15 protein-coding genes are annotated in these 26412 nt (G+C 61.4%); all 15 read right to left on the minus strand.

Annotated features, from left to right (window positions below; all coding sequences use genetic code 11):
• Positions 1 to 34 precede the first annotated feature (34 nt).
• On the minus strand, positions 35 to 1396 hold the full coding sequence (locus tag FSO04_RS26970; protein ID WP_154564253.1) for a TldD/PmbA family protein: 1362 nt from the start codon (positions 1394 to 1396) through the stop codon (positions 35 to 37).
• The gene (locus FSO04_RS26975) at positions 1396 to 2832 is read right to left on the minus strand and encodes a TldD/PmbA family protein (protein WP_154564255.1); all 1437 of its coding nucleotides are present in this window, start codon (positions 2830 to 2832) and stop codon (positions 1396 to 1398) included. The genes FSO04_RS26970 and FSO04_RS26975 overlap by 1 nt, the downstream gene beginning before the upstream one ends.
• Positions 2825 to 4486: an ABC transporter ATP-binding protein gene (locus FSO04_RS26980; protein WP_154564257.1), complete on the minus strand. Its 1662-nt coding sequence runs from the start codon at positions 4484 to 4486 to the stop codon at positions 2825 to 2827. Before FSO04_RS26980 ends, FSO04_RS26975 begins: the two co-directional genes overlap by 8 nt.
• On the minus strand, positions 4483 to 5598 hold the full coding sequence (locus FSO04_RS26985; RefSeq protein ID WP_154564259.1) for an ABC transporter permease: 1116 nt from the start codon (positions 5596 to 5598) through the stop codon (positions 4483 to 4485). The genes FSO04_RS26980 and FSO04_RS26985 overlap by 4 nt, the downstream gene beginning before the upstream one ends.
• Complete coding sequence (locus FSO04_RS26990; RefSeq protein WP_097391967.1) at positions 5552 to 6604, minus strand: microcin C ABC transporter permease YejB; 1053 nt, start codon at positions 6602 to 6604, stop codon at positions 5552 to 5554. The genes FSO04_RS26985 and FSO04_RS26990 overlap by 47 nt, the downstream gene beginning before the upstream one ends.
• Positions 6605 to 6612: 8 nt before the next feature.
• Positions 6613 to 8556: an extracellular solute-binding protein gene (locus FSO04_RS26995; protein ID WP_154564261.1), complete on the minus strand. Its 1944-nt coding sequence runs from the start codon at positions 8554 to 8556 to the stop codon at positions 6613 to 6615.
• A gap of 279 nt (positions 8557 to 8835) precedes the next feature.
• On the minus strand, positions 8836 to 11589 hold the full coding sequence (locus FSO04_RS27000; RefSeq protein ID WP_154564263.1) for a TonB-dependent receptor plug domain-containing protein: 2754 nt from the start codon (positions 11587 to 11589) through the stop codon (positions 8836 to 8838).
• Between the two features lie 381 nt (positions 11590 to 11970).
• Complete coding sequence (locus tag FSO04_RS27005; protein ID WP_154564265.1) at positions 11971 to 12546, minus strand: helix-turn-helix domain-containing protein; 576 nt, start codon at positions 12544 to 12546, stop codon at positions 11971 to 11973.
• 303 nt (positions 12547 to 12849) lie between these two features.
• A complete protein-coding gene (locus tag FSO04_RS27010) occupies positions 12850 to 14055 on the minus strand; it encodes a tetratricopeptide repeat protein (protein WP_154564267.1) in 1206 nt (401 codons plus the stop codon).
• A 9-nt stretch (positions 14056 to 14064) separates the two neighbouring features.
• Positions 14065 to 14496, minus strand: a complete 432-nt coding sequence (locus tag FSO04_RS27015; RefSeq protein WP_115782443.1) for an ExbD/TolR family protein — start codon at positions 14494 to 14496, stop codon at positions 14065 to 14067.
• A gap of 156 nt (positions 14497 to 14652) precedes the next feature.
• Positions 14653 to 15075 (minus strand): ExbD/TolR family protein, encoded by a 423-nt coding sequence (locus FSO04_RS27020; RefSeq protein ID WP_097391962.1) that lies wholly within the window; start codon positions 15073 to 15075, stop codon positions 14653 to 14655.
• A 12-nt stretch (positions 15076 to 15087) separates the two neighbouring features.
• Positions 15088 to 15996 carry a MotA/TolQ/ExbB proton channel family protein gene (locus tag FSO04_RS27025; protein ID WP_154564269.1) on the minus strand — a complete coding sequence of 303 codons (909 nt, stop codon included), beginning with the start codon at positions 15994 to 15996 and terminating at the stop codon, positions 15088 to 15090.
• Between the two features lie 77 nt (positions 15997 to 16073).
• Positions 16074 to 16784, minus strand: a complete 711-nt coding sequence (locus FSO04_RS27030; RefSeq protein ID WP_372342507.1) for an energy transducer TonB — start codon at positions 16782 to 16784, stop codon at positions 16074 to 16076.
• A 973-nt stretch (positions 16785 to 17757) separates the two neighbouring features.
• A complete protein-coding gene (gene uvrA, locus FSO04_RS27035; RefSeq protein ID WP_154564271.1) occupies positions 17758 to 23643 on the minus strand; it encodes an excinuclease ABC subunit UvrA in 5886 nt (1961 codons plus the stop codon).
• Positions 23644 to 23922: 279 nt separating this feature from the next.
• Positions 23923 to 25434 (minus strand): cysteate racemase, encoded by a 1512-nt coding sequence (gene cuyB / locus FSO04_RS27040; protein WP_154564273.1) that lies wholly within the window; start codon positions 25432 to 25434, stop codon positions 23923 to 23925.
• Positions 25435 to 26412: the final 978 nt, after the last annotated feature.

Below are 26412 nucleotides of genomic sequence, written 5' to 3' on the forward strand. Positions count from 1 at the left end.
ATTTGATTTTGTTCTTATGTCTTGATTCATAGGCTCATAACGTCAATTCGAATGACCTCGTCAGAATGCCGGGTAATTGCATGCCGCCCGTGGCACGCTCGCCCCATGTCGAGTCGCTCAATAGCAATTCCGCTTGCGCGCCGAGTTGTTCAAGTTCACTACCGAGCACGCGGTACAGGCTATCGTCGAAACGCATGGCTTCGAGCGGCGCGACGATCTGCCCGTTCTCGACCCAGAAGGTTGCAAAGCGCGTCATGCCGGTCAGGCGGCAATTCATCCGGTCCGAGAAATTCACGTACCAGAGATTGCCGATGTAGAGACCGGTATCGAGCTTGCCCAGCACGTCCTCTTCCAGCAGATCGCCCGCTTCCATCGAGAGCGCCGCCGGCGACTCGTTCGCCAGTGCGCCGTTGGGCGTCAACCCGTACTCGCGCGCGCTGCGCGCATTGGTCAGGCGTTCGGCACTGCGGCCGGCCTGAATCAGCGGGACGCTCTCGCGCAAATAGCCGTCGTCGTTGAAGCCGGGTGTAATGCCGAGATTCAGATCTTCGCTGATCGTGACGCGCGGGTCGACTACGATTTCTCCCACATGCAGCTTGTACAACTCACTGCGCGACGTGGCCTGGGCACGTGCGGAGAAACCGCTCCATGCCGCCACGCCAAGCAGTTCCGCGAGCGCTGCGGGCGCGAGATACGAACGATAACGCCCCGGCGCCAAGGTGCGCGGCGTGCGCGCGAGCACCGGGAGACGCGTTGCGGCCTGCTCGACCTTGTGCGCGAAAACTGCGTCGCTCCAGTCGTCGCCCGCGTATGTGGTTTTGATCGCGCGGCCGCTCGGGTCGTATAGCGACCAGCTAAAATTGAAGTTATCGACTTCGTACCAGCCGCGGCTGCCGTTCGTGGACGCAAAGCCGCGCACGATCGTGCCACCCGCGTAAAAGCCCACGAAATCCAGCCCTTGCGCGCATTCGGCAACGGTGCGCAACAAGCTGTCCGGCTCCGGCAGCTTGCCCGAACGTTGCGTGGTGCGCTGCCATTGCGACGTGTCGAACAATAGATGCGGGTCGTCCGCCGCACCGCGCAGGCTTTCACGCAAAGTGGCGAGCGCCGCGCTCACGTCGTCCAGATCCTGTTGCAGATCGCCGCAGACGGTCAGCGTCGAATAAGCCTGGCGCGCGCCGTCGATCAAACGCAAGGTCAGCTTGCCTTGCGACACGCTGCCGATCTGCCGCACCTTGCCCGAGTTGAAGCGGATAAAGTCGGACTGCTCGCCGGCAAAAGAACTCAGCGTGGTTTCCGCGCCTTGCTGCAGGCGTTCGATAGCATCGGCCAGCGACGTGAAATGCTGCTGCCAGTCGATCGAAGGAGCGGTGCGCGAGGAGATGAATTGGCTCATCAAGCGCCTCCGAACACGTCGATGTTGCTAAACACGCAAGCCGGCGAGGCATGGCCGACGCGAATGATCTGTGCCGGTTCACCCTTGCCGCACATGGATGTGCCGTACACCTCGCGCGTATCCGCATTCCCCACCGCGCTCAGGCTGCGCCAGAAATTCGCCGAAATGCCGCGATAATTCGGCTGTTTGACGACCTGGGTGAGCTTGCCGTTTTCGATCAGTTGACCGAACTCGCAACCGAACTGGAATTTGTTGCGATGGTCGTCGATCGACCAGGAGGTGTTGGTGCGCATCAGAATGCCGTGTTCGATGTTGCCGATCATTTGCGCCAGAGAACTCTCGCCGGGCTCGATGTTCAGATTCGCCATCCGGTCGATCGGCGGGCGGTTCCAGTTCGACGCGCGCGAATTCGCCACGCCCGCCATATGCGCGCGTTGCTGCGAAAGCGCGCCGCCGAGCGGACGTTCGAGCACGCCGTCGCGGATCAGATATTGCTTTTTCGCTTCAGTGCCGTCGTCGTCGAATGCGTACGCGGCGGCTTCCTCGTGCAGTTCCGGGTCGAAGGTCACGTTCAGCAGTTCCGAACCGTAGCGATACGAGCCGAACATTTCTTGCTTGACGAAGCTCCAGCCGGCAAAGTTGCGCTCGTCGCCGAGAATGCGATCGAGTTCGAGCGGATGGCCGATCGATTCGTGAATCTGCAGCATCATCTGATCGGGCATCAGCAGCAAATCGCGCTTGCCTGACGGGCAATTCGGCGCGGCCAGCAATTGCAGCGCTTCATTGGCGACACGCGCACCCGAGCCGTCGAAGCCGAAGCGCGCCAGCACTTCCATGCCGCCCTGCCCCAGGGTGCCGTAGTTGCCGCCGAGGGTACGCATCTGCGTATCGCCGTCCGCGTGGGCGGCCACGCTCAATTGCGGCATCACAAACTGGAACTGCTGATCGATGCGCACGCCGTCGCTGGTGATATAGAGCTGATCGGTATGCGTGATTTGTACGGCCGCGACGCGTTCGACAATACGGGCATCGAGATTTGCGCCCGCGCACTCCACGCTCAGACGGTCCAACCATTCGGCGCGACTCGGCAACGCAAGCTGCGCGTTCGGCGACACATAGTGGCCACTCACGGCAGGACGCACCACCTCGCGATGATCGATCAACGACAAGGCCGCACTCGCTTCAGCACGGGCCGTGGCGAGATCCAGCGCTTCCTGCAAGCCGGCGGCACTCAGATTCGCGGTGGCCGCATAGCCTGCGCCCGCGCCCACCCATGCGATCAGCATCGCGCCGCGATCGCGCACCGTGCGCATGGGTTGCGCGATGTCGTTGCGGATCTCGTGATCGTCGATCTGTTCATCGACAATGCGCAGCGACCAGAACGCCGCGCGGCTCGTAAGCGACCCGGCGGCTTGCGCCCAACGTTCGTCAATCATTAACGGTTCCCGTAGGAGTCTTTGCCGCACCCGCCGGCGACACGATCAGCGACGACGCGAGCAGCGACTGGGTATAAGGATGCGACGGCGCGTGCAACACATCGAGTGTGTCGCCGGCTTCGACGATGCGTCCTGACTTCATCACGATCACGCGATGCGCCATGGCTCGCATCACCGCCAGATCGTGCGTAATGAACAAATAGCTTAGCTTGTACTTTTTCTGCAGATTTGTCAGCAGATTCAGCACCTGTTTCTGGATGGATACATCGAGCGCACTGGTCGGTTCATCGAGCACCAGCAATTCAGGCTCGACCGCGAGCGCACGCGCAATCGCTATACGCTGGCGCTGGCCGCCGGAAAACTCGTGCGGATAGCGCAACATGGCGTCCGCGGGCATGCCCACTTCTTCAAGCAGGCTACCCACACGCGTGCGCCGCGCCTTTGCGCCCATGTCGGGCTGATGCATGGTCAGGCCTTCGCCGATGATCTGCTCCACCGTCATTCGTGGCGACAACGAGCCGAACGGATCCTGAAACACGACTTGCATGCGCGAATACAACGCCCGGCGGGAACGCGCGGTTTTCAGCGTGGCAAGCGGCAAACCGTCGATATGAATATGGCCGGCGGCCGGTTGCTGCAGGCCGAGCACGGTCGCCGCCAGCGTCGATTTGCCCGACCCCGATTCGCCGACGATGCCGAGCGTTTCGCCGCGCCGCACGCTCAGGTCGACGTCGTGCACTGCGCGGAACGTGGAGCGCCCGAACATGGAGCGCCAGCCCTTCGCAGAGGTGCTGTAGTCGACGGCGAGCCCTTGCACTTCGAGCAAACGCCGCGCATCCGGCTCAACGGGCTCCACCGCGCGTTGCGGCTCGCTGTCCAACAGGCGCTTCGTGTAGGGATGCTGTGGGTTGGAGAACAGCGCTTCAGTCGTATTGGTTTCGACTAGCACGCCCTTTTCCATCACCGCGACGCGCTGCGCGAAACGCTTCACCAGATTCAGGTCATGCGTGATCAACAGCACGGCCATGCCACGCTCGGCCGCTTCCTGCTCCTGCAACGCGATCAATAGATCGACGATCTGCTGACGCACGGTGACGTCGAGCGCGGTGGTCGGTTCGTCGGCAAGCAGCAGACGTGGCCGGCACGCCAGCGCCATGGCGATCATCGCGCGCTGCCGCTGGCCGCCGGACAGTTGATGCGGAAAACTGTCGATGCGCCGCTCCGGCTCGGGAATGCCGGTGCGCCTAAGCAACTCGATGCCGCGCTGGCGCGCTGCATTTGGCCGCAAACCCTCATGCAGGCGCAAACTTTCAGCGATCTGCTTGCCGATCGTGAAGAGTGGATTGAGCGCCGTCATCGGTTCCTGAAACACCATCGCCACGTCGGCGCCGCGCAGACCACGCATCTGCTGCTCGGTTTTCTGCAGCAGATCCTCACCGTCGAGGAGCATGCGGCCGCTCAGATCAGCATGCTCGACGAGACGCAGAATCGACAGTGCGGTGACGCTCTTGCCGGAGCCCGATTCGCCGACCAGGGCGACGCGCTCACCGCGCGCGATCGAGAGGCTGAGTTCATGCACCGCGATCTTGTCGCCGAAACGAACGGAGAAGCGATCGATTTCCAGCAACGGCCGGTTTGATTGGGCTTCGCTCATCGCGGACCTCCACCGAAGGCCGAACCGCGTTTGCGCGTATCGAGCGCATTGCGCAGCGCGTCGCCCATGAAGGTCAACAGCAGCAGCGTAATCACCAGGGCAGCGAAAGCCGAAATCGAAATCCACCAGGCGTCGAGATTGTTCTTGCCTTCCTGAAGCAGTTCGCCGAGGCTCGGCGTGGGCGGTGGCACGCCCAGCCCCAGGAAGTCGAGACTGGTCAGCGACAGAATCGCCGCGCTCATGCGAAACGGCAGAAACGTGATCACGGGGGTCAAGCTATTCGGCAGCACATGGCGCCACATGATCTGCCAGTTCGAGAGGCCCATGGTGCGTGCCGCCCTCACGTAGTCCAGCGAGCGGTTACGCAGAAACTCGGCGCGCACATAGTCGGAGAGCACGAGCCAGCCGAACATCGAGAGAAGAATAAAGAGCAGCCATAGCGTGGGCTCGAAGATCGACGCGAAGATGATCAGCAGGTACAGGTCAGGCATCGAGCTCCATATCTCGATCAGACGCTGGCCGATCAGATCGGTGCGGCCGCCGTAGAAGCCCTGCACCGCGCCGGTCAATACGCCGATCAGAACGCCGGATACCGTGAGCGCGAGCGCCATCAGCACCGAGAGCCGGACACCATACAGCAGCCGTGCAAGCACGTCGCGTCCGTACTGATCCGTGCCGAGCCAGTTGCTTCGGGTGGGCGGCGCCGGGTATGGATGGGCGGCGAAGTAGTCGATCGTGTCGTAATGGAAATGATTCGGCGGATAGATCGCGAAGTTGCCACTCGATTCGAGCCGCGAACGGATATACGGATCGAGGTAATTCGCGCGCGCCGGAAAATCGCCGCCGAAAATCTTCTCCGAATAGTCTTTGGCGATAGGAAAGTAGTAGTGCCCGTCATAGCGGACGATCAACGGACGATCGTTGGACAGCACCTCGCCGAACAGGCTGATGACGAACAGCGACACGAAGATCACGAGGCTCCAGTAACCGAGCCTCTGCCGCTTGAAACGCAGCCATGTGCGCCGCCAGGGCGACGGCGACGCCACGTGCGCCGCGCCGGACTGATCAGCGGTCCAGGCGGTTGAATTGGATGCGGGGGTCGACGAGGACATAGCAGACGTCAGCAATGAGTTTGGTTACGAGGGCGATCAGCGTGAACAGAAACAGCGAGCCGAGCACGACCGGATAGTCACGGCGAATCACCGAGTCATACGAAAGTTGGCCCATGCCGTCGAGCGAGAACAGGGTTTCGATCAACAGATTGCCGTTCAGGAAGGCGCCGACGAAAGCCGCCGGCAATCCGGTCAGCAACGGAATCGCGGCATTGCGCAGCACGTGTTTCCACAGCACGTCGCGCTCCGGTGCCCCTTTGGCGCGTGCAGTCAATACGTATTGACGTCCTATCTCCTCGAGGAAGGTATTCTTGGTCAGGATCGTGACGATCGCGAAGTTGCCCACCACCGAAGCGGTGACCGGCAACACGATGTGCCACAAATAATCGAGTAGCTTGCCGAACGCACTGAGGTCGTTGAAGTTATCCGAGGTCAGGCCGCGCATCGGAAACACCTGCCAGAAGGTGCCGCCGCCGAACAGCATCAGCAACAGCACGCCCAGCACGAAACCGGGAATCGCATAGCCGGCGAGTACCAGCACGCTGGTCACGGTATCGAAGCGCGAGCCGTTGCGCACCGCTTTCGCAATGCCCAACGGCACCGATATCAGATAGGTGAGCATCACCGTCCATAAGCCGAGCGTGATCGACACCGGCAGCTTCGATTTGATGACCTCCCACACGCTGTCATGCTGATAGTAGGATTGGCCGAGATCGAAGGTCGCATAGCGCTTGAGCATCAGGACATAGCGCTCGAGCGGTGGCTTATCGAAGCCGAATTGCTTCTTGATCTGTTCGAGTTGCTGCGGATCGACACCCTGGCTGCCGTGATAGCCGCCGCCACCCGACCCCGCCTCTCCGCCACGGCCAGCGCCGTGGCGGAGTTGCGTCATCACCTGTTCGACCGGCCCACCCGGCACGAACTGCGTGACGACAAAGGTCAGCGTGACCACGCCGAGCAGCGTCGGCACCATCAACAGCAATCGTCTGAGAATATAGGCGAGCATGGTGTTCCTCAATGGGCCGTTGCCGTGGCTGAACTCGCGGATTGCGCGGCCTGGAGTTTCTGTGTCGCTTGTGCGCCCGGCGCTTTTACGTACCAGTAGTCGATGACCCAGTCTTCGTACTGGTAGGAATTCGGCACGGTCTTCGGAAAGCCGAGGGTGGTCTTGTAGCCGATGCGCGCGCCCGGAGCGTAGTACTCCGGAACCAGGTAAAACGAATAGATCAATACGCGATCCAGCGCACGGGTCGCGGCTTCCAGATCGTCGAGATTGGTGGCGGTGAGCGCGGAGTGAATCAACGAATCGACCGCCTTCGAACGGATGCCGGGATAGTTCTCGGAGCCGACTTCGGATGCCGCCGCACTGCCGAAGCGGCGCGTCAGTTCGGCGCCCGGAATCGTGACCGGCGGATAGATGAAGGTGGTCATGTCGTACTCGAAATTATCCAGACGCTTCTGGTACAACGCGCTGTCGATTTCGCGCATATGGGCTTGAATGCCGAGCATGCCGAGCGCCTGCATATACGGCAGGATCAGACGATCCATGCCGGGCTGGTCGTCCATGATCTCGATTGTCATCGGCGTACCTTTGGCATCGCGCAGTGCACCGTCGCGATAGTGCCAGCCAGCTTGTGCGAGCAGATCGCGCGCGACGCGCAAATTACCGCGCAGGGAATTCGGTGGAATCGTGTCGGGTTGTTTGAGCATGGGACCGAACACTTCTGGCGGCACGCTGCCACGCAGCGGTTCGAGCAGCGCCAGTTCCTTCTCACCCGGCATACCGGTTGCGCCGAACGGACTTGCCTCGAAGTAGCTACTGGTGCGCCGGTATTGACCATAGAACATCATCCGGTTCATCCAGTCGTAGTCGAATGCCAGCGTCAGGGCATGGCGCACGCGGGGGTCCTGGAACATCGGCTTGCGTATATTCATCAGCATGCCCTGCATCTGCGCGGGACCGTCGGCGAATTCGCCTTTCTTCAGCAGTCCGTTGTCGAAGTTCTTGCCGACATATTTGCGCGCCCACTGCGTCGCGCTGTATTCGACGACAACGTCCGCATCGCCCGCCTTGAAGGCTTCGAGTTGCGTGTAGTGGTCGCGGTACAGGTTGAACGTGATGCGCTCGAAACGGAACATGCCGCGTCGCGACGGCAGATTCGCGGCCCAGTAGTCAAGGTTGCGGCGATACGTGATCTGCTTGTCGTTTTTGCGTCCCTCGATCAGATAGGCACCGCTGCTGATCGGTGGCATGGAAGAGATCTGGTCGAATGGCAGACGCTTGCCGTTGGGCTGCACGCCCCACTTCGGAGAAAAGATCGGCAGGTCGCCGGCAATCAGCGGCGCATCGCGTTCGGCATGCTTGAAATCGAAACGGATCGTGCCCCTGTCGATCACCGTCGCGCTTTTGATGATCGAGAACTGCGCGTTGAAAAGCGGCGACGCCTGCGGACTTGTCAGCGTGTCGTATGAATATTTGACGTCCGCAGCGGTGATCGGGTCGCCGTTCGAAAAGCGTGCGGCAGGATTGATATGGAACGTCGCTGACGTCAGATCCGGCGCCACCTCTACGTCGTTCGCGATTAACGGATATTCGGAGGCCAGCTCGTCCCAGCTACGCTGCATCAGCGTGTCGAACATCAGGTTGAGGATGTCGGGCGCGGGCGCGCCACGCACCAGAAACGGGTTCAGCGAATCGTAGGTCTGCAGTTCGTTATAGTTTTCGAAGCTGAGCGAGCCCGTGGCCGGCGCGTCGGGATTCGCGTAGTCGAAGTGGCTGAAATCAGCCGGGTATTTAGGCTCGTCGTATTGCGCGATCGAAGGCTTCGCCTGCACCGAAGCCGCATTCAAACTCAGGCACAAGCTCAGCGCGGTAAGCCATGCGGCGCCGGCCGTCAGCGCCGGCTGGCGCGAAACCGACCACACGGTGCGTGGCAGGCGAAACTTCACAAGTCTCATCTTCGGAATGCGTCAGAACGCGCCGGCCTCAAGCCGCGCGCGGTAAGTCGAATCGGCGCGGGCGGCGGCTTGACGCCGCCGCCTGCGTAGTTTTTCCCGCTAGCGCTGCGCTGCGGCTTACTGGTCGTCGTCGTTCGCCGTGATCCTAAACGAGCATTGAGCACGGGGAACTCCAATGTACATCTCTAACAAAATTGAGCCGCTCCGGCACCGATGACCGGACGCCGGAGCAGCCGACCGACTAGACAGACTGCGGGTGAATCGCAAACATCAAAGGCTTCAGAAGCGGTACGTTGCACCGACCTGGAAGAAGCGGCCGATGTTGGTATAAAGCGACTGGTCGTAGCCCGTGATATCCGGGGTGGCCTGCCACTCGACGTCGAACGGCGGCTTGCGATCGAAGATGTTGTTAATGCCGCCGTAGATCGTCCAGTTCTTGAAGCCGCGATACGTGGCCACCAGGTTGAACTGGCTGTACGACGCCACCGACAGCGTGCCGCCGTCGCCGAATTCCGCCGCTACCGCGTTGGTGTACGGGCCCGTGTATTGCCAGGTCAGCGTCGTGGTCAGCTTGCGGTAATCCCAGCTCAGGCTCGTGTTGCCCTTCCAGCGCGGGTTACTGGCACCGAACGGTTGCAGCAGCGCGAGGTTGTTGCCGGCGAAGTCCTGTGTCGGCGCGCCCGGGGTGTTCAGCTTGAAGTGCCACACGTAGACCCAATCGCCTGCCAGCGTGAACGTGCCGTACTTCGTACCGACCGACTTGCGGAAGTTCATGTCGAAGCCGTCGGTGTCGAGCGAACCGAGGTTGATGAACTGTTCCTTGATGTAGGCCACGGTACCGTCCGGATTGCGGATCACGGTCGACGGGTTGTTCGCATCGATCACCGCGTTCGGATCGTTCGTGCCGATCACGCCATCGATGTGAATCTTGTAGAACGCCGCACCAATATCCGTCGACGAATCCGGCGAGAGCTGGAAGCCGATGTTGTAGTTCTTCGTATGCTCAGGCTGCAGCGCCGGATTGCCGTTGACCTGTTCCGTCGTGAAGTGCTTGGTCGGCACGCCGCTCGGGTCGTTCGGGTCGACCAGGTTCTGGTGGGCCAGATACGTTGCCTGCGAGTTCTCGACCAGCGTCGGCGCACGGAAGCCGCGGCTATACGATGCGTAAGTCGTGAGAGACTGCACCGGCTGGAAGCGCAATGCGAAGCTCGGCGAGAACGCACCACCGAAGTCGCTGTAGTGGTCGTAACGGCCCGCCTGCGTGAACGTCAGGTTCCGGATGATCGGAATATCGACCTGATAGTAGACGGCGGCCACGTTGCGTTCGCCGTCGACCGTCTGCACGTTGGCCGGAGCGGTAATCCCAAGCGCGCTATCAGTGCGCGAGTTGATCAGGTTGCTTTCGTGACGGAATTCCGTACCGAAACCAACACCGACCGGGCCGCCCGGCAGATTGAACAGGTTGCCCGTCGAGGTCTTCGCCGTCACGCTATCGAGCTTGGAGATCGCCTGCTCGTAGTCGTTCTGGAACACACCGTTCAAGCCGTTCGGCGTGGACGACGGGTTCGAGAAGTTGAACACGCCGTTCTGCAGAATGTTCTCGACACCTGCAACATTCAGCGCGTTGCGGTAGGTCGTGTCGACCGTGCTCTGCGAATGGCCGTAATCCGCGGACCAATCCCAGTCGCCGAACTTGGCGGTGGTGAACGAGCCCTTCACACCGGTCATCGCGCGCCAGAAGGTCGACACCGTATCGGCCGAAACCGTGTTCGGGAAGGTGTAGTTGATCTGCGCCGGTGCGCCGAACGGGTTGTACGGGTTGGTTGCCGAGACGGTGCGGTTCAGTGGCAATGCCGAGCCGGTGGCGGGATTGAATGCGTTGGTCTGACTGCTCAACACAGCCGGACCTTCGTTCTGCACCGTTTCGTTGCGGCTCACCCACAAGTCGCCATAGGCCTGGATGTCGTCGTTGATCTTGAACGTGCCGCGCACTTTCGCGTTCAGGCGCGTCGTCGACGGGACCAGCGAGGTCTGGCTGGCTGGATTCGACTTACACTCCGCGCCGCCGTCCGCCGACACGCTGCCCGGAGGGCATGGGCTGAGTGCCGTCTTGGTGCCGTCCGGCGCGGTCCAGTACGATTGCTGATTCGGGCCGAGCGGGCCGGCGAGGCCGCCAGGGAACTGACTGAAGTCCTGATTCGCCGTCATGGAGCGATCGGCGAGCGAGGAGCCGCTATCGCGGTAGTAGCTCGCTGCAGCGGTCACGTTGAAGCGATCGCCATTCAGATCGCCGATACCGCCGAGCACGCCGAAGTTGCCCTGCGCGTCGCCCGGATGCTGCGCCTTGCCGAGCTGGCCATCGATCTGCAAGCCCTGGAAGTCCTTCTTCGTGATGATGTTGACAACGCCTGCAATGGCATCCGAACCATACACCGAGACCGCACCGGTCTTCACGATGTCGATGTGGTCGATCATGTTGAGCGGGATCGAATTCACGTCGAAGAACGTGTCGGTGAAGTTCACCGCCTTGCCGTAATTCGCCACCCGTTGCCCGTCCACCAGCACTAGCGTGTACTTCTCGCTCAGACCGCGCAATGCAATGCCACCCCCGCCTTGCGCGGAGCTGTTCATGTTCGTTTGGCCCCAGCTGCTCCCTGAGTTCACGGACGTGCCGCGCAGGAAGTCGGCCACGGTCGTATAGCCGCTTTGCTCGATTTCCTTTGGCGTGATGGTCTGGACTTCCGTGTTGCCGACCTTGTCCGACGTGCGGATCAGCGAGCCGGTCACTTCAAATTTCTTAAGTTGCTGAACCCCTTTGCCCGCAGGCGTCGCGGTGTTGCTATCCGCGGACGGTGTTGCGGCAGTGCCCGATGCCGGAGCCGCAGCCGGCGTGCTTTCCGTAGTCGTCGCGCCTGCCTCGGTTCCTGCCGTGGCCGGCTGGCTTTGTGCAAACGCCGGTACGGCGATTGCGGCCAACGCCAGTTCAGCCCAGATTATTCTTTTGATGGCCAGCGCCAATGCCCTTTGTTTCATTTTTCCCCTTCTCGCTCGTCAATTAAGGCCACTGCTGTGTGTGTGAAGAGAGGTCTTGTGAACCTCCCCACTCGATATACGGCGATCTTGCGCCGCGCTCCGTTAAAGCTGACCCGTCCTCCCATTGCCCTGCAAACCGGTCAACAGCGCACCAGTTTGCAAATACAGACAGGAAGACGGGACACTTCAGATACTTCAATATCGGACTACTTATTTATTACAAACGAAATGCGCAGCGCTTTCTAATTGTTTTCACTTCTACTACCTCGGGCTCGGACTATAGGGCAATACACTCCCAACCGGACTCATTCCCGACTCACCATAAGTAATGCTTACAAATGCGACGTGACCGCTTTCGACGAAAGCATGAAGCAAAGGCACCTAAAACAATCTTGGTGTGCCCACCCACACAACCACCGCTTCTTCGCGAGCGGTATTGCACCAGGCGTGAGGCACGGTGGACTCGTAATGCGCGGTGTCACCCGCCTGCAATACGAACGTTGTACCTTCTAACGTGAGCGATATCTGGCCGCTCATCACGTACAAGAACTCTTCCCCTGCGTGCGTCGTGACTTCCGACGGGTTCTGCCCCACCGGCATCCTGACGAGAATCACTTCCAGCTTGCTGCCGACCGACAGGTTCGTCAGCCGTCCAAAAAGATTCGCGGTTCCGTCGAACCCGAAGTACTTCAATTCACTGCCTCTGCGCACCGACTTGTCTTCAGTTGGTGTGTCGACGAAGTACTGCACAGTGACGCCTAAAGCCCGCGCAATGCCCACTAGCGATGTGATCGACGGCGTTGCATGTCCTCGCTCGACCTGCGACAGAAAAGGTTTGGAAATTCCCGCAGTGGTTGCCACTTCATCCAGCGTGCGCTTGAGGCGTTGGCGAAGCGCGCGGATTTTGTTTCCTATAGAGACTGCAACGTGTGCCTTGTTATCGAGTGGCAAAACCATAGCAAGACAGAATCCCGTAGTCAAAATTAGTTTGATAAAACCAAACTATGTTTCGTTGAGTGCAACATCCTCCCTGGGACATGTACCGTATGTCTGGCCGGTTGCCGCGATGCATGGCTCGATCGCTGCGATCGCCGCGATACTTCCGACCTTGCTGCGAACTGGGCGATGGTTGCGCACGCAACCACCCCCTTCAACTAGCGCAGGTCTGCGTTCCAAACGGTGAGAATGTGCCGCCCGGTTCGACGCAGCGGTACCTCGGCAGCAGTTCGCAAAATCGGACATATCGGGAACAGGATGCCGTTACTTCGACGCCACCAGCACCCACAAACGGGCGAGGTCGGCCGAACCGTCGGCACCCTTCACTGCGCGGAAGGTTTGCACTGCACGCGCCTTATCGCCCGCCATGTAGTACGCCTCGCCCAGATGCAGTTGCGCCTGGTCCGGGTGATCGATTCCGCCCTTTGCGATCGCAGCGTCCATGGCGCTCAGGCCCTGCTTGGCTTGTCCCGCGAAGACCTGGTTGAAGCCGACGTTGACCGGCGCGACGGGGTTCGCGGGATCCGCTGGTGCTTGCGCCCGTTTCGCGGCGAGTGCCTGCAGCCGCTTCTCGCGATCGGCCTGCGCATCGTGGCCCAGAACGCCTGACGCAAAGCCTTGATCGATGACCTGCTTGCCTTCGGCCGTGGTGCCGGCCACGATTGCGAGTTGCGTCATTTCCATGTAATCGTCGGCGGTACTGAGCGAGCCAGTCGCACGGCGCAGACGGAAGGTGTCGATATCCAGCGCCGACGAATAGCCGGGCTTGCTGCGAATCGCGTTGAACAGATCGTCCCAGTAAGACTGCTTCGGATGATAGGCAACCAGCTTTTCGAGCGTGCTGCGGTACGTCGCATCATCTTTCACGCGTTGCGCGCACGTGCCGAGCAATTGCAGTTGCGACTCGTCGGGCGCGTGACCGGCGCGCACTTGCGCATCGACACCCGGCTTGAGCAGGCTCACCACATTGGCGCAATCGTTTGACAGGTAATAAGACTGCACGAGCAAAGTGCGCATGTCGGGATCGCTGCCGCCCGACTTCAGATAACGTTGCGCGACCTTCGCAGACTGTGCGTAGTTTTTCTGCTGGAAGTAGATGCCTGCAAGCGCCGCGGTGGTGCGCTGCTCGTCAGCACCGGTCAGGCGTCCTGAACCCAGCAAAGTTTCGTAGGCCTGGGCAGCCACACCGGATTCACCGGCTGCTGCTGCCGCGGCGCCGCGCATCTCCTGAATCATGTAGCTTTCATAGGGCGTTTTGCCCGGCACGGCGTCGGCCTGATCGATCTTCGTCAACGCGTCCTTGTACTTGTGCGCGCGATACAGATCCTGCGCGGCGTTCAGCGGCTTCGCCACGTCCGGCCGCAGCGTGTCCGCAGCATGAGACGTGACCGGCAGCACGACGAGCGCGGACAGCCCTCCGATAGCGGCCGCGATGACGGCGCGCTTGAAGCGATGATGGATCGTTAGCATTCCACTTCCCTATTGCATGTACTGCTCGTTGCCGATCAGGCCGATTTTCGTCGCGCCCAGTCGTTGCGCGGACGCCATCACCTCCGCGACATCCTTGTACGGCACCAGCTTGTTAGGCCGCAGATGAATTTCCGCCTGAACCGGTTCGGCCGCCACCTGTGCAAGCCTGGATTCCAGTGCCGCGCGGTTAGGCACCGGCTGGCCGTTCCAGGTCGTGGTGCCGTCGAAGTCGATATCGATCTGCACCACTTCAGGCTGCGTGATCGGCGGCGGCGGATTGCCGACCGGCAAGTTCATCTTGATGGCATGCGTCTGAATCGGAATCGTGATGATCAACATGATCAGCAACACCAGCATCACGTCGATCAGCGGCGTGGTGTTGATATCGACCATCACATCCGGTTCGGAACTGCCACCGCCCGAAGATACGTTCATTCCCATGATCACCTCCTGTCGACCGGACTAAGTGCTTCAGCTGTCGACCAGAGTTGGCGCTTTAGCTGTCGACCAGAGTTGGCGCTTTAGCGCTTACTCTGGTCCCATGCAAAGCGCTTACTCTGGTCCCATGCAAAGCTCTTACTCTGGTCCCATGCAAAGCTACCCCCCGCGCGCGGGCGGCTCAGTAATAAACGAAACCTTGGCAATACCGGCGCGCTCGCACGCAGTAATGACCCGGCCGATGAATTCATAACGCGCGCTCTGGTCGCCGCGAACGTGCACTTCCGGTTGCGGCGTCATGACCGACACGGTTTTCAGGCGTGTCAGCAGCGTAGGCCCATCCACCTGCTTCTCGTTCCAGAAGAAATCGCCGTCGTGGTTGACCGCAATGACGATACTTTTTGGTGTGGTCTGCAGCGGCTGGATCGTCTCCTTCGGCAGTTGCACCGGCACCGTATGCGTCACCACCGGAATCGTGATCAGAAAGATGATCAGCAGAACCAGCATCACATCGACAAGCGGCGTGGTGTTGATACTGGAGATGACCTCGTCGTTATCATCCTGCCCAACGCTCATAGCCATGACAGACTCCGCTTATTGGACCAGCGATGCTTCACGAGCCGAAGCGCGTGCCGAGCGCCGGCTGCCGGCGAGCAGGACGGTGTGCAGTTGTGCGCCGAACGCACGAACACGCTCCATCACCGACTTGTTGCGGCGAACCAGGAAGTTGTAGCCAAGCACAGCCGGCACGGCGACGGCGAGGCCGATCGCGGTCATGATCAGCGCCTCGCCCACCGGGCCCGCGACCTTGTCGATCGAAGCCTGGCCGGCGATACCGATTGCCGTCAGCGCGTGATAAATCCCCCACACCGTACCGAACAGACCGACGAACGGCGCGGTCGAGCCAACCGTGCCCAGGAAAGCCAGGCCGTCTTGCAGACGGTTCGACACGTTGGTGATCGCACGCTCGACCGATGTATCGATCCACGTGTTGCGGTCGACGGCCTCGAGCAGTGCTTCGTCATGATGCTCGCCTGCCTCGATGGCCGTTTCGGCGATGAAGCGGAACGGCGACGCTTCGTCGAGCAGCTTCGTGCCTTCAACCAGCGACGGCGCGGTCCAGAGTTGTTCGTCGGCGCTCTTCGCACGACGGTTCGCGCGGAACTGCTCGAGGAATTTGGTGATCATGATGTACCAGCTACCCATCGACATGAGCACCAGCAGAATCAGCACGAAGCGTGCAACGAAGTCACCGTTCTTCCAGAGCGCGCCGAGGCCGTACGGGTTGTTGACGGTTTCGGACGTAGCCGGCGCCGGTGGCGGCGTTGCTTCATCTGCGGCCGGGGCGGCCGTTTGCGGTGCGGCAGTGGTGGCAGTGGCAGCGGCCGACGCGCTCGCGTCGCTCGCTTGCGCGTGGGCCATTTGCGGTGCCACAAAGGTATCCACCGTGGTTACGGCGAACAACATGGTTGCCGCCAATGCGGCGAGAGTACGCTTCTTCATGCCTGCTCCAAGTTCATTAGTACAACTTCTAAACCAAGACTGATAAATCGCTACCGGTACCGAACAGCCCGTGGGTTTCAGTTCAGGTTAAACGAGAACGGAACTTGCACACGGACAGCCTGGCCTTGGGAAACGCACGTGAACTGCTTGACCGCGTTGAAGGCCGCACGATCCAGTGAGGAATCGTCCGCCGACTTGGCAACACGTTCATTCGTAATATGGCCCTGCGGGTCGACTACAAATTCAATCAGCACATCACCCGTCACGTTGTTCTCCTGCGCTTCCTTCGGGTAGCGAATCGACGAACGGATCTGATCCGAGTTCGGGCACACGACCCCTACTTCAGCGCTCACGGGCTTGCTCGGCGCAGGCGGCGCCGGCGGTGCGGGGGGCGCGACAGCGGGCGCCGATACGACCGGTGCGGCCTGGTGCGTGATGGTCGGCTGGGGCGGCGCTTGCACCTGCACTTCCGGCGGCGGCACGAACGGCGGCGGCGGCGGTGCGAACTTCGGCGGCGGCAATTGCACGGTAGGCAACGGCGGCGGCGGAGGCGGCTTCACCGGCTCGATGATCTTGGTTTCGATAGGATGCTGGATGACCTGCACGACCTTGGTGGCAAGGCCATTGATGAGTGCATAGATCAGCACGATGTGCAGGAGCAGAACAACTGCGATGCCGCCGAAGCGGCGTACTGGGTTTTGCTGCTTGCGCCCAAACTCACGCGGGCGTCCTGGCCTCTCCATACGGGCCGTTGCTGCCGGAAATTGCCCTTCGACTTTCGTACCCACCTTTACTCCTCCGGCGTGAACCGTCCATTTCTGTCACTGCAGTGCGCTTACATACGGCAAACAACGTTCACTTCAAACAATCACACACATCACCCATGTCCTTGATTTGCAGTCCAAACTTTATGCTGCAATGCCCAACCCTGGTGCAATGGCACGGGTACGGCTGTGAGACACCACGACGGCACTTCACACCAGGCGAACGCTCATCTAAGTAGAACTACTAATGGATAAAATTCGACCCGCCCATTTCGGTCTGGCATGAACATGCTGAAGACAATTTGATCGAAGCGCGCTGCGGCTCGTGAACTTTTTGCGCGTTTGTCACCTGCATTTCATGGGAGGCAACAATAGCAGGACAAAAAATACGGGGTCAAACTTTTTTTGATGGGAGCATACTAAGTTTAGAGAGAACACTCTAACTATTGCCCTATTCGCGTCGCTCTAAAAGAATAAGCGCGTGTCGAACAGATGCGAGCGCGCCTTTCGTGGCTCGCCAATTGGGATGCAGCCGCTATTGCGGGCTTCCATGGCACGCGATGAACTGCTAACGAGTCACTGGCGATACGTGGCGCAAAAGCCTGCTGGGTGTGCGTTGCGCGAGGGTTGCGCGGCAACCTCGACGGATCCCGAACAAGTTACCCAACGTACGTTTCAAGCGCCGACCAGAGGTCTGCGTCAAGGGCGGGAAGATAGCAGAAGAAAAACACTGTTTCCAAATCTTTTTAGCGGTATTTACGACACTCTAAATATACATTTCAATCACGCCATTTATATAATTACAAATTCATTTCAATTAATTACATATAGCCGACGTTGACGATAATGCCCGACTCGGGCATGCCGGGCGTCTCGACAACACGCGTCCATGGAACGCCAGTGGCCGGTTGGCTTAAGCGTGACCCGCCACGTGCGGCTCTCCAGACCGGACGAACAAACCGGAGCGGCGCAAAGCCGACTGCGCCGCTCCGATGCCTCAACCGTTGGTTCCTTCGCTCGCGACAACTGCGGTGTCGTTCCGCGTACGCGCGAGCACGGGACGCAAGGCCGCACCGGTGTGACTCGCCGCAACACGGGACAATCCTTCGGGATCCGTAGCAGCGACAATCGTGCCACCACCCACACCACCTTCCGGACCGAGGTCAATGATCCAGTCCGCCTCGGCAATCACGTCGAGATCGTGTTCGATGACGACGACACTATGACCACCATCCGCGAGACGATGCAGCACGCGAATCAGCTTCGCGACGTCGGCCATATGCAAGCCGACAGTCGGTTCGTCCAGCACATACAGCGTGTGCGGCGGCTTCTGACCACGACGCGTGATGTCGTCACGCACCTTGCTTAGCTCGGTGACGAGCTTGATACGCTGCGCTTCGCCGCCCGACAAGGTAGGCGACGGCTGACCGAGCGTCAGATAGCCGAGCCCGACATCTTTCATCAATTGCAATGGATGCGCGATGTTCGAAATCGGCGCGAAGAACTCGACGGCTTCGTCGATTTCCATGGTCAGTACGTCACCGATATTCTTGCCCCGCCACGTAACCGCCAGCGTCTCGGGATTGAAGCGCTGCCCGTGACAAACGTCGCACGGCACCTTCACGTCGGGCAGGAAACTCATGCCGATGGTGCGCACGCCCTGCCCTTCGCAAGCGGGACAGCGTCCTTCGCCGGTGTTGAACGAGAAACGCGATGCTGTGTAGCCACGCGCGCGCGCTTCGAGCGTGCCGGCGAACAGCTTGCGGATCGCATCCCACACACCGATGTAGGTCGCCGGACACGAGCGCGGTGTTTTGCCGATCGGCGTCTGATCGACTTCGAGCACACGGTCGATGGTTTCCCAGCCGGTGATCGCATCGCACCCTTGCCAGGCATGTGTGACGTTCAGCGGCGCTCGCGGCGCCGTGCGCGCCAATACGCTTGAGCGCCGGTTCGCCGCCGGCTGGGTCTCGGCCGCCGCACGCGCGCGCCGCGTGGCCGGCGACGACAGCACCGAGCGCCCCACCGCATCCAGCAGATTGGCCATCAGCACGTCGCGCGCGAGCGTCGATTTGCCCGAACCGCTCACGCCCGTCACCGCCACCAGCCGTGAAAGCGGAATGCCGACGGTGACGTTCTGCAGGTTGTGCAGCTTGCCGCCATGCACCGTCAGCCAGTTCTCCGGCACCGCGGCGGCGCGCTTCGTCGGCGCGGCCACCTCGCGGCGCGGCTGCAGCGGATGCACGATCGGATTGGCGAGAAACTGCCCGGTCAGCGAATCGGGCTGCGCCGACAGATCGGCCACGCTGCCCTGCGCGACCAGCGTGCCGCCGCGCTTGCCCGCGCCCGGCCCGATATCGATGATGTGATCGGCACGCCGAATCGTGTCCTCGTCATGCTCGACCACCACCAACGTATTGCCCTTTTCGCCCAGCTTGCGCAAGGCATTGAGCAGAATCTGGTTGTCGCGCGGATGCAGGCCGATGGTCGGTTCGTCGAGCACGTAGCACACGCCCTGCAGGTTGCTGCCCAGTTGCGCGGCGAGCCGGATGCGCTGCGCTTCGCCGCCCGACAGGCTCGGTGCCGCGCGATCGAGGCTCAGATAACCGAGCCCGACTTCTTCCAGAAATTGCAGGCGGCTGCCGATTTCGCTAACCACGTCGCGCGCGATTTCCGCGTCCCGACCGCTCATCTCAAGCGAGTCGATCCACGCGCGCGTATCGGACACCGTCCATTGCGCGACGTCGACGATGGCCTGCTCGCCGAACGTGACTGCGCGTGCAGTTGGGTTCAGACGCGTGCCGGAGCAATCCGCACACGGCTCGTCGACGAGACCTTCCGGTTCCTGCTCCTCGGAAGGCAAGCTCTGCTCGCGGCCGCGGTTGTCGTCGACGATCACGGTGTCGTCGTACGCCGCGCGTTGTTCGCGCGTCAGTGCGAGGCCCGTGCCGACGCATGTCGTACACCAGCCATGCTTGCTGTTGTACGAGAACATGCGCGGGTCGAGTTCGGGATAACTCGTGCCGCATACCGGACAGGCGCGCTTGGTGGACAGTACCTTCACCGCGCCGAGTTTCGCCGTGGGACGGCCGCCGCTGATCGCGTCGTGCAAACCGTCGAGCGGCGCCAGCAGATGCATCACGCCCTTGCCGATTTCCAGCGTCTGATCGAGCGCCTGGCGCAGTTCCGCTTCCTTATCCGGCGATACGACGAGGTCGGTCACCGGCAACTCGATCGTGTGCTCGCGGAAACGATCGAGCTTCGGCCACGGGTCCACCGGCACGAACTCGCCGTCCACACGCAGATGCGTATTGCCGCGCGCTTTTGCCCACTTCGCGAGATCGGTATAGACGCCCTTGCGGTTCACGACCAGCGGCGCGAGGAAACCGACGTGCTGCCCTTTGTGATCGCGCAGCAATTGCGCCGCAATCGATTCGACGCTTTGCGACGTGACCGGCGTGCCGTCGTGGATGCAGTGCTGCAGACCGAGCTTCACATACAGCAGACGCAGGAAGTGCCACACTTCGGACGTGGTCGCCACGGTACTCTTGCGACCGCCGCGCGACAAACGCTGCTCGATCGCGACGGTGGGCGGAATGCCGTACACCGCGTCGACCTCGGGCCGACCGGCCGGCTGCACGATGGACCGTGCGTATGCGTTTAGCGATTCGAGGTAACGGCGCTGGCCTTCGTGGAACAGAATGTCGAAAGCCAGCGTGGACTTGCCCGAACCGGATACGCCGGTAATCACGTTGAATTTGCCGTGCGGAATATCCACATCCAGCGATTTCAGATTGTGCTCGCGCGCATTGACGATGCGCACCACGTCCTCGCCTTCGATCGCCCGCCGCGCACGCGCCGCGCTCAACGCCCTTTGCAACGGCACACCCTGCGATTCCGGTTCGGCCGCCGCGTTCATGGCGCGGTCGTATTGCAGCAATGCCTCGCCGGTATGCGATTCCGGACAAAGTTTGACGTCTTCCGGCGTGCCCGCGCACAGCACCCTGCCACCGCCGTCGCCGCCTTCGGGACCGAGGTCGATCAGCCAGTCGGCAGCACGGATCACGTCGAGATTGTGTTCAATCACGATCAGCGAATGCCCGCTCGCCAGCAGCTTGCCGAATGCCTGCATCAGTTTGGCGATATCGTCGAAATGCAGGCCGGTGGTCGGCTCATCGAACATGAACAGGCGTTTTGCGACCGGCTGCTTCGCGCTGCGCGCGGTGCGCGCCTGTGCCGATTCCGCGAGGAAGCCGGCGAGCTTGAGCCGCTGCGCTTCACCACCGGATAACGTGGGCACCGGCTGGCCAAGCTTCACGTATTCGAGACCCACGTCGACGATCGGCTGCAGCACACGCAATACTTCGGCATCCTTGGCGAAGTAGGCGGTGGCTTCGCTCACCGTCAACTCCAGTACGTCGGCAATGCTCAACGCACGCGCCGGTTCGCCGCGCTCGATTTTCACTTCGAGCAGCTCCGCGCGATAACGGCGCCCATCGCAATCTGGGCAGCGCAGATAGACGTCGCTCAGGAATTGCATTTCGATATGCTCGAAGCCCGAGCCGCCGCAGGTCGGGCAGCGCCCGTCGCCGGAGTTGAAGCTGAACATGCCGGGGCCGTAACCGCGTTGCTGCGCGAGCGGCGCCTTGGCGAAGAGCTTGCGGATTTCGTCGAAAGCACCGACATAGCTGGCCGGATTCGAGCGCGCGGTCTTGCCAATCGGCGACTGGTCGACAAATACCACGTCGGTGACCTGGTCGGCGCCGCTCAGGCTCCTGAATGAGCCGGGCGATTCGGTGGCGAGACCGAAATGCCGCGCCATGGCCGGATACAAGACGTCCTGCAGCAAGGTGGACTTGCCGGAACCCGACACACCCGTCACGCAGACGAGCCGCTGCAGCGGAATTTCGACCGTGACGTCGCGCAGATTATGTTCGGTTGCGCCTTCTAGCACGATGCGCGGCGTGCGGTCATCCACCGGACGTTGCGACCAGTGCGCCGCGTCCGCCACATGCCGGCGACCACCCAGGTACTCGCCGGTCAGCGTGCCAGACGAACGGATTGCCTCAGGCGCGCCGTCGTAAATAATCGAACCGCCCCGTTCGCCTGGCCCCGGACCCATGTCGATCAGCCGATCCGCCGCGAGCATCACCGAGGGATCGTGTTCGACCACCACCAGCGTATTGCCCGCATCGCGCAGCCGATGCATCGCCTCGACGATCCGGTTAAGATCGCGCGGATGCAGGCCGATGCTCGGCTCGTCGAGCACGAACAGCGTTTTGGTCAGCGACGTGCCGAGCGCCGTGGTCAGGTTGATCCGCTGCACCTCGCCGCCGGACAGCGTGCGGCTTTGCCGGTCGAGCGTCAGATACCCAAGGCCGACGTCGCACAGATATTTGAGGCGCGTGCGTACTTCGGCGAGCAACAGCTTGAGTGCGTCGTCGAGCAAGGCGCTAGGCAGGCTGATCTCGTCGAAGAAACGCCGGATGCGCTCGATCGGCATCAGCATCAGATCGTGCACGGTCAGACCCGGCAAGGCTTCGAGTTGTGCACGCTTCCACTCGACGCCACGCGGCATGAAGCGCTTTTCGGCCGCCAGCACCTCGTCCGCATTCTGCTTGCTGCCGAGGCGCCACAACAGCGATTCCGTTTTCAGACGCGCGCCGCCACAGGTCTCGCACGGCGTATAGCTGCGGTACTTCGACAGCAATACGCGGATGTGCATCTTGTACGCTTTCGATTCGAGATACTCAAAGAAGCGTTTGACGCCGTACCAATGGCTTTGCCACTTGCCGTTCCAGTCCGGCGAGCCGTTGATGACCCAGTCGCGCTCGGCGTCCGTCAACTCGCCCCAAGGCGTGCCGCGGCGGATATCGGCTTTCGCCGCGTAGCGCATCAGGTCGTCCTGGCACTCTTTCCAGGCCGGCGTTTGCATCGGCTTGATCGCGCCGTCGCGCAGCGTCTTGCGCGCGTCGGGAATCACCAGGCCGAGGTCGACGCCGATCACGCGGCCGAAACCGCGGCAGACTTCGCACGCGCCGTACGCCGAGTTGAACGAGAACAGCGCCGGCTGCGGATCCGCGTAACGAAGGTCGCTCTCGGGGCTGTGCAGCCCGGTAGAGAAGCGCCAGATTTGCGGCTCGGCTTCTTTGGCTTCCAGTGCCTCTGGCGCAGCCGGCAGCACGTAAATATTGACGCGGCCGCCGCCGCGCTTGAGCGATGCCTCGATCGCTTCGACCACCCGTTGCTTGTCGACCGAGCTCAAACGGAAGCGGTCAGCCACCACGTCGAGCAGCTTGCGCCTGCCGGTGGGTGAGTCGACTTCGCGCTGCGCCTGCACACGCGTATAACCGCTCGCGGAGAGCCATTGCTCCACTTCCTGCTCGGACGCTGTCTCCGGCAACTCGACCGGGAACGTGACGACCAGCCGCGGATCATGCTCCGCGGTGCGCTCGAGCAGTTCGGCGTAGATCGTTTCGGGCGTGTCGTGGCGCACCTGCTGCGCGGTCTTGCGATCGAACAGTTCGGCCGCGCGCGCGTACAGCAGCTTCAGGTGATCGTTGAGTTCCGTCATGGTGCCGACGGTGGAGCGCGAACTGCGCACCGGGTTGGTCTGGTCGATCGCGATGGCGGGCGGTACGCCGTCGACCCGGTCGACTTGCGGCCGGTCCATGCGATCGAGAAACTGCCGGGCGTAGGCGCTGAAGGTTTCGACGTAGCGCCGCTGCCCTTCCGCGTACAACGTGTCGAACACGAGGCTCGATTTGCCGGAGCCGGACGGCCCGGTGACGACTGTCATTTCGCCGGTTCGTACATCGAGATCGACGTTCTTCAGGTTGTGCTGGCGCGCGCCGCGAATGCGGATAATTCCGTTAGATGCCAATTTTTCCGACCGTCTGAATGAGTGGACCACCTCTCACGGACGCCTCGCGACCGCGCAAGTTCGGGATACCAGGCTGGCGGAATGACACGCCAAAGGCCGGGTTGCAGGGGGATACTATACTGTATATTTATACAGTTTTCCATGACACGGCACGACTGCGCGTTCGCAGCGCCTCGGGCCAGGGATGGCGGCGGCGGGAGGGAAATACAAGGTTTTCCGGCGCAGCGCGGCGCGGCACGGGGCCGCGCGCAAGCCGGAACCAGCCGGGTCTGCCCGACCCTAGCCGAAGACGCTTTCCACGTTAAACCGGCCCATCACCGGCTCCACCGGTTCCGAAGCGGCCTGCACCACTCCGCTTCCGCCCAGCGCGTAAGCCACGCAGCGTTTTGCCAGCACCTCGGTCGGATCGACAAGCTGCACCACCAACCCGTCCGGCCGCTTCAGCGTCGAACCGCGCAGCAGCAGCGGCAACTCGGTGCAGCCCAGCACGATGACCTGCACGCCTTGCGCGACCAGATCATCCACCGCAGCGGCGAGGTCGTCACAGCACTCGCCCGACGTGTAGCCCGCCTTGGCGCCACTCGGCCCATAAATCGCGTTCATGAGCCGGGCCTGCGCGGTCGCGGCTGGCGCGATCTGCACGAAGCCGCATGCTTCGAGCGCCTTCTCGTAGACCCGGCTCGCCAGCGTGCCCGAGGTGGCCAGCACACCGACTTCGCGCAGGCTCGGGAAAGCCTCGCGCAGATAATCGGCGGTACAGGTCAGCATATTGACGATCGGAATGGTCAATGCCGGCTGAATCCGATCGACGAACGCATGCGCCGTATTGCACGGAATCGCGATGAGATCGGCGCCGCCCTCTTCGAGCGTCTTGCATGCGGCATAGAGCGCGAGCGTCGGATCGTCGCCGTTGCCGAGCAGCGCTTCAGTGCGATCCGGAATCTGCGGATTCTGCTCGACCATTACCTTGATGTGGTCCTGATCGCGGGCAGCGGGCGTGTTGCTCACCAGTTTCGCCATGAAATCGACAGTCGCCGCCGGGCCGACGCCGCCCAGCACGCCCACCTTGAAACGCCGCTCCGGCTGCGCATATTGCGCCGCTGCGACGTAGCGCGCGTAGACGAGATTGGTATCGACGAACGGCACTTCCAGCGTGCCGAGTGCGCGCGCCACCAGGGGGATTTCGGCGAGTCCGGGTACGATGATCTCCGCGCCTTGCGCAATGAGGTCCGCGCAAGCGGCGCGCAACAACTCGACTGGCCGGCCGTACAGATGCCCGCATTTGATGCCCTGGTCGCCGTACACGGCGCTCGTTACGCAATCGACGCCCGCTTCGTCACGTGGATGCAGCACGTCGAACCGCGCATTGTCGAAATAGCGTTCGAAAAGGCCGTGGCGGCGGATCGTGCCGGAAGTCAGCACGCCGATACGGCGGACCGATGGGAAAGCCTGTCGCACGTGCGCTGAGAGCGCAGCCATGATGTTGGCGATCGGCGGCGCCACGTTCGCCGAGAGTTCGTCGATGAAGGTGTGGCTGAGGAAGCACGGCAGGACGATCGCGTCGACACCGCGTTTCTCGAAGGCGCGAATCGTGTCGAACACGTGGATCTTGAATGGCGCGCTCGCGGCGCCTGGCGTCGCCGGTCCTTGCCACGAATGCTGCTCGAGGACGAAGTCGAACGGCTTGGCCGCGCCGGGCCGGCGCCAGGCCGCGGTCATCCTGCTCAACACGTCGACGCTTGCGAGCGGCGACGCGCCCGTCACCACACCCAGCGAACGATGACGATACATGATGGCTTTCCCCTGTCGTTTTTTCAGTTCGCCTTGATATTAGGATGCTTTCGGGGATTCAGGATGTTGTTAATCGCGAAATAGCGGGTTTATGCCTGGCTGAGTGCTTACTGAAGGTTTTCCTGGGGTGACGCGTGTCCGCGTTTTGTAATGGGCTGATTGGTGTTGCTCTTGTTCGGGGCATATGGAACTCAGTTGCCTGCGCGGCGCTTGTTGTCAGTGTTCTTAGGGCTTTGGCCTTTCCTTGTATTGTTAGTGGTCTATTAGCGTTGCCCCTGTGCGGGGCAGCACCTACTTCTCTTTGCCGGCTGCAAAGAGAAGTAGGCAAGAGAAAGCAGCTCAAACCGCTAATGCTAAGTGGGGCCCGTGGTCTGCTGCGGGTAGTGGTGCATCTGGAATCCGTGCTCTCCCACGTTCCGCGTTAGTGACAAAGGACTCATCAGCTCCCACTCCGCACTACGTGCGTCGCGGACGGGTCTGCATGGGAAACCAGCGGCTTCGGTTGGCGCAGCGGGGTCCATCGGCTTCGTCTCGGCGAAGCGATGAATGCGAGATTACCGCCGGATATTCGAAGTATTGTTTCTCGACCTCCGACTTATCGCTAGGTCGAACGAGCACGAGTTCGAATTTCGCACTTCGAATAAAACACTGAAGTGCCGAGAGCAATCGAGGCGATACACGCCGAGCCACCACGCCGAATGAGGCGGGAGCGCGAAAACGTAACGGGTGGTTTTAAGAAGTACTCTTCGGCGCGCGCAGCGCCGCCGGAAGTATGACACCCTTGTCACTGGCGCCTGCAGGTGCACGAACCCAGATTCCAGATGCACCACTACCCGTAGCAGACCACGGTGCCCGCTTAGCAGTAGCGGTTTGAGCTGCTTTCTCTTGCCTACTTCTCTTTGCAGCCGGCAAAGAGAAGTAGGTGCCGCCCCGCACAGGGGCAACGCTAATAGACCACTAGCAAATCAAGGAAAGGCC

The organism is Paraburkholderia madseniana (assembly GCF_009690905.1).
GTDB classification, from domain to species: Bacteria; Pseudomonadota; Gammaproteobacteria; order Burkholderiales; family Burkholderiaceae; genus Paraburkholderia; species Paraburkholderia madseniana.